Consider the following 4,713-nt stretch of genomic DNA (forward strand, 5'->3'; position numbering starts at 1 on the left):
GGGATCGAGGTGAAGACGCCGGACGCAACCACCGTAGAGATCAGCGGTTCGGACAAGCAGAAGGTCGGCCCGCTGGCCGCCGAGATCCGCCGCTGGCGCAAGCCCGAGCCGTATAAGGGCAAGGGCATCAAGTACGACGGCGAGTTCATCTTCCGCAAGGAAGGGAAGAAGAAGTAATGACCAAGGGTCTCTCTCTTTTCGAGAAGCGCCGTCGGCGCAACCGTACCGCGCTGCGTGCGCGTGCGGGCACCCGTCCGCGCCTGTCGGTGCATCGCTCGGGCAAGCACATCTATGCTCAGGTGATCGACGACGAGGCAGGTCGTACCGTGGCTTCGGCCTCGACGCTGGAAAAGGACGCACGCGGCCAGTCGGGCGCGAACGTCGCAGCGGCGACCGAAGTCGGCAAGCGCGTGGCCGAGAAGGCCAAGGCCGCCGGCGTCACGCAGGTCGTTTTCGACCGTGGCGGCTTCCTGTTCCACGGTCGCGTCAAGGCGCTGGCCGAGGCGGCACGCGAAGCGGGATTGGAGTTCTAATATGGCTGACGAGAACAACGTGGCCGTTGCCGGTGCCGAAGGCGCCGCGCAGGACGCGACCCAGGGTCGCGGTCCCCGGGGCGGCCGTGGCCGTGGTCCGGGCGGCGATCGCGGCCGTGGCGGCCGTGACGGCAACCGTGGTCGTCGCGACGACCGTCGCGGTGGCGCCGAGGAGCAGGGCGAAGAGCTGATCGAAAAGCTCGTCCACATCAACCGCGTCTCGAAGACCGTGAAGGGCGGTAAGCGCTTCGGCTTCGCCGCGCTCGTCGTGGTCGGCGACGGCAAGGGACGTGCGGGCTTCGGTCATGGCAAGGCGCGCGAAGTGCCGGAAGCCATCTCGAAGGCGACGGCTGCCGCCAAGAAGGCGATGGTCCGCGTTCCGCTGAAGGACGGCCGCACGCTGCATCATGATGGCAACGGCCATTTCGGTGCGGGCCGCGTGACGGTGCGTTCGGCCCCGCAGGGTACCGGCATCATCGCCGGTGGTCCGATGCGCGCCATCTTCGAATCGCTCGGCGTCGCCGACGTAGTGACGAAGTCGGTCGGCACGTCGAACCCGTACAACATGATCCGCGCCACCTTCGAAGCGCTGGGCGACCAGACTTCGCCGAAGGCGGTGGCGCAGCGTCGTGGCAAGAAGATCGCCGACCTGCTGGGTCGCGGTCACGGTGCCACCCAGCAGACTGCCGAGGCGGAAGCCGCGGCCGTCGTGGAGTAAGCGACCATGGCTACCATCAAGATCAAGCAGACCGGTTCGCCGATCCGCCGCACCAAGGACCAGCGCGCGACCCTCGTCGGCCTGGGCCTGAACAAGATGCACAAGGTCTCCGAGCTTCAGGACAGCCCTGAAGTCCGCGGCATGATCCGCAAGGTGCAGCACATGGTTCAGGTGGTCGAGGGCTAAAGCCCGTTCGATCGTCATGACCACAAGGAGGCGCGTTTCCCGGACCGGGAAGCGCGCCTTTTTTGTTGCCCGGTGTCGCGTTGACGACCCGGCAGCGGCCCGGCAAGGCTCTACCCGGTGGAGGGGAGTGATGACGGCGGATCATCGGAGCGTGGCGGGCGCGTCCCCGACCGGCATCTTCTATGGCATGCAGGTGGCACGCGGGGTCGCGGCGCTGCTGGTCGTTCTGTTCCATGCCACGCTGACGCTCCATGGCCGGGAAATGGCCGGGGTGTTCGATCGCGGCGGCATCGGCGTCGACATCTTCTTCGTCATCAGCGGCTTCGTCATCTATCTGACCGCGCAGGGGAAACCCTGGCGCGCGTTTCTGGCGCGCCGGCTGGCGCGGATCGTGCCGCTCTACTGGCTGTTCCTCACGGCGAAGCTGGGCCTGATTCTCGCAACCGGTCACGACCCGACGGGGATGGCGAGCGATCCGCTTTATCTGCTGGGCTCCTATCTCTTTCTGCCGCTGCGCAGCGTCTATCCGCTGATCGGGGCCGGCTGGACGCTCAACTTCGAGATGTATTTCTACGTCGTCGCGGCGGTGATGCTGGCCCTTCTGCCCGCCCGTTGGTTCGCGATGGCGCTGACGCTCTATATGGCCGCGACGGTGCTGGTCGGGGGTGGGATGCGCGGCGGCTGGCCATCCGTCTCAGATATTCCCTTGCTCAGCCTTCTGAGCCCCCTGTGCCTCGAATTCGTCGCGGGGGTCTGGATCGCCCGGCACTGGAGCGGGGGGCGTCGCTGGCCTGCCATGCTGTCGGCGCTGTCGATCGGCGCGGCGGTGATCGTCATCGCCATCGGCCCGGCCGACCTCCACTACACGCCGTGGCGGGTGGTATATTGGGGCATGCCGGCGGCCCTCGTCATTGCGGGGATCGTCCAGTTGGAGCCGGTGGTCGGCTTCCGCCGCTGGACGCTGCCGCTGCTGCTCGGCGATGCGTCCTATTCGATCTATCTGGCGCATACGGCGGTGCTGCCGCTCCTCGACCCGCTGGTCCGGCGTCTGCCGCCGAGCGCCCTGGTCCAGGGAGCGGCGCTGGTCCTGGGGTCGGCCGTGGCCGGGGTGACGGTGCATCTGGTGATCGAGAGGCGGCTCGTACGCTGGTCGAGCCGATGGCTGGGGCTTCGTGCCCGGGCGCCCGGCCCGGCCGCTGTGGATTCGGGGGTGACAAAAGCCGAGTGACCCTCTACGGGGCACGCTTTCCATCACGCGCGAAATAAGCGAAAGCGAGTGCATATCATGAAGCTGAACGAACTTTACGACAACCAGGGCGCCCGCAAGTCCAAGATCCGCGTCGGTCGCGGTATCGGTTCGGGCAAGGGCAAGACCGGTGGTCGCGGCGTCAAGGGTCAGAAGAGCCGTGAGGGCGTGTCCATCGCGGGCTTCGAGGGCGGTCAGATGCCGCTCCACATGCGCCTGCCGAAGCGCGGCTTCAACAACATCTTCGCCAAGGACTATGCCGAGGTGAACCTGGGCGCGATCCAGAAGGCGGTCGACTCGGGCAAGCTGAAGACCGACGGCACGATCGACCACGCCGCGCTGAAGGCCGCTGGCCTGGCGCGTGGCGGCAAGGACGGCGTGCGTCTGCTGGCCAAGGGCGAACTGACCACCAAGCTGTCGTTCGTCGTGCAGGGCGTGTCGGCCTCGGCGCGCGAAGCCGTCGAGAAGGTCGGCGGTTCGGTCGACGTGCCGCACGTCGTGCCCGCCGCCGAGAAGGCCGCCGCGAAGAAGGGCCAGACCCGCGCCGCGAAGCTCGCCGCCAAGGCCTGAACCGGATAAGATCCGCCGCTGTCACGGCGCGTCAGCGCAGGATGACAGCGGCGGATTTTGCATCCGGGTTAGACAAGCGCGTCTTCGCGCCTATATGAGCGGCGGGGCGGTTCAAAACGCATCCCGCCGTTTTTCGTTTCCAGGATAACGCAACAGCTATGGCATCCGCAGCCGACCAGATGGCGCAAAGCATCAGCCTGGCGAAATTCGCCAAGGCCACCGACCTCAAGAAGCGGCTGTGGTTCACCATCGGCGCGCTGATCGTCTTCCGCCTGCTCAGCTATGTTCCGCTGCCGGGTGTCGACCCGACCGCGCTGGGCCTGCTGAGCCAGAAGACCACGGGCGGCGTGCTCGACTTCTTCAACACCTTCTCGGGCGGTTCGCTCAGCCGCATGTCGCTGATCGCGCTGGGCGTGATGCCGTACATCACGGCGTCGATCGTCGTGCAGCTCGCGACCTCGCTGTCGCCGCAGCTCGCCGCCATCAAGAAGGAAGGCGAGAGCGGCCGCAAGAAGCTGAACCAATATACCCGCTACGGCACGGTGCTGCTGACCGCGATCCAGGGTTATTTCATCGCCGTGGGTCTCGAGACGCTGGGCGCTAGCCAGGGCATCCAGGCGGTGATCGAGCCGGGTATGACCTTCCGCATCGCGGCGGTCATCTCGCTGATCGGCGGTACGATGTTCCTGATGTGGCTGGGTGAGCAGATCACCAGCCGGGGTATCGGCAACGGCGTGTCGCTGATCATCATGGCGGGCATCGTCGCCCATCTGCCGACCACGCTGGTCAACCTGCTCGAAGGCGGTCGCACCGGCAGCATCGATCCGGTGCGCCTGATCGGCATCGTCGTCGCGGTCGTCGTGCTCGTGTTGTTCATCTGCTTCATGGAACGCGCGCAGCGCCGCATCCTGATCCAGTATCCCAAGCGCGCGACGCAGCGGGGCATGCAGGCCGATCGCAGCCACTTGCCGTTGAAGATCAACACTGCGGGCGTGATCCCTCCGATCTTCGCCTCGTCGCTGCTGCTGATGCCGCTGACCATCTCGCAGTTTGCGGGCCAGCGCGTCGCGGGTGAAAGCCGCTGGGGCGACTTCATCATCAGCCTGAACCAGTATCTGCAGCACGGCTCGCCCGTCTATATGCTGCTCTATGGTGCCGGCATCATCTTCTTCTCGTTCTTCTACACTGCGGTTGTCTTCAACCCGGAGGAGACGGCTGACAATCTGAAGCGCTATGGCGGCTTCATCCCCGGCATCCGTCCGGGCAAGAACACCGAGACCTATCTCGACTATGTGCTGACCCGCATCACGGTGATCGGCGCGGCCTATCTGACCATCATCTGTCTGCTGCCCGAATATCTGGTGTCGGCGTTGCAGATTCCCTTCTATCTGGGCGGCACCAGCCTGCTGATCGTTGTCAACGTGACGATGGACACGGTGACCCAGATCCAGAGCCACTTG

General features: G+C 65.8%; 7 protein-coding genes. All 7 read left to right on the top strand.

Features of this window, described 5'->3' with window-relative positions:
- The coding region (gene rplF / locus ACQKJZ_RS18040; RefSeq protein WP_427732931.1) for a 50S ribosomal protein L6 at nucleotides 1-177 on the top strand (177 nt) is incomplete at its 5' end.
- Nucleotides 177-533: a 50S ribosomal protein L18 gene (gene rplR, locus ACQKJZ_RS18045; protein WP_058733095.1), complete on the top strand. Its 357-nt coding sequence runs from the start codon at nucleotides 177-179 to the stop codon at nucleotides 531-533. The genes rplF and rplR, both read left to right, overlap by 1 nt.
- Before the next feature lies 1 nt (nucleotide 534).
- Entirely contained in the window at nucleotides 535-1,251 is a 717-nt protein-coding gene (gene rpsE, locus ACQKJZ_RS18050) for a 30S ribosomal protein S5 (protein WP_007406126.1), read from the top strand.
- Nucleotides 1,252-1,257: 6 nt separating this feature from the next.
- On the top strand, nucleotides 1,258-1,437 hold the full coding sequence (rpmD, locus tag ACQKJZ_RS18055) for a 50S ribosomal protein L30 (protein ID WP_261269264.1): 180 nt from the start codon (nucleotides 1,258-1,260) through the stop codon (nucleotides 1,435-1,437).
- Between the two features lie 130 nt (nucleotides 1,438-1,567).
- Nucleotides 1,568-2,665 (top strand): acyltransferase family protein, encoded by a 1,098-nt coding sequence (locus ACQKJZ_RS18060; protein WP_427732925.1) that lies wholly within the window; start codon nucleotides 1,568-1,570, stop codon nucleotides 2,663-2,665.
- A 57-nt stretch (nucleotides 2,666-2,722) separates the two neighbouring features.
- A complete protein-coding gene (rplO, locus tag ACQKJZ_RS18065) occupies nucleotides 2,723-3,253 on the top strand; it encodes a 50S ribosomal protein L15 (RefSeq protein WP_427732927.1) in 531 nt (176 codons plus the stop codon).
- 158 nt (nucleotides 3,254-3,411) lie between these two features.
- Nucleotides 3,412-4,713, top strand: a 1,302-nt coding sequence (gene secY, locus ACQKJZ_RS18070) for a preprotein translocase subunit SecY (RefSeq protein ID WP_427732929.1), incomplete at its 3' end; no start/stop codon positions are given.

Origin of the sequence: Sphingomonas sp. NPDC019816 (genome assembly GCF_050274375.1) — a bacterium.
Classification (GTDB): domain Bacteria; phylum Pseudomonadota; class Alphaproteobacteria; order Sphingomonadales; family Sphingomonadaceae; genus Sphingomonas.

Excerpts from the sequence above, each read along its gene's own strand:
- rpsE (WP_007406126.1), top strand. The coding sequence starts at position 535 with ATGGCTGACGAGAACAACGTGGCCGTTGCCGGTGCCGAAGGCGCCGCG.
- ACQKJZ_RS18060 (WP_427732925.1), top strand. The coding sequence starts at position 1,568 with ATGACGGCGGATCATCGGAGCGTGGCGGGCGCGTCCCCGACCGGCATC.
- rplO (WP_427732927.1), top strand. The coding sequence starts at position 2,723 with ATGAAGCTGAACGAACTTTACGACAACCAGGGCGCCCGCAAGTCCAAG.
- rplR (WP_058733095.1), top strand. The coding sequence starts at position 177 with ATGACCAAGGGTCTCTCTCTTTTCGAGAAGCGCCGTCGGCGCAACCGT.
- rpmD (WP_261269264.1), top strand. The coding sequence starts at position 1,258 with ATGGCTACCATCAAGATCAAGCAGACCGGTTCGCCGATCCGCCGCACC.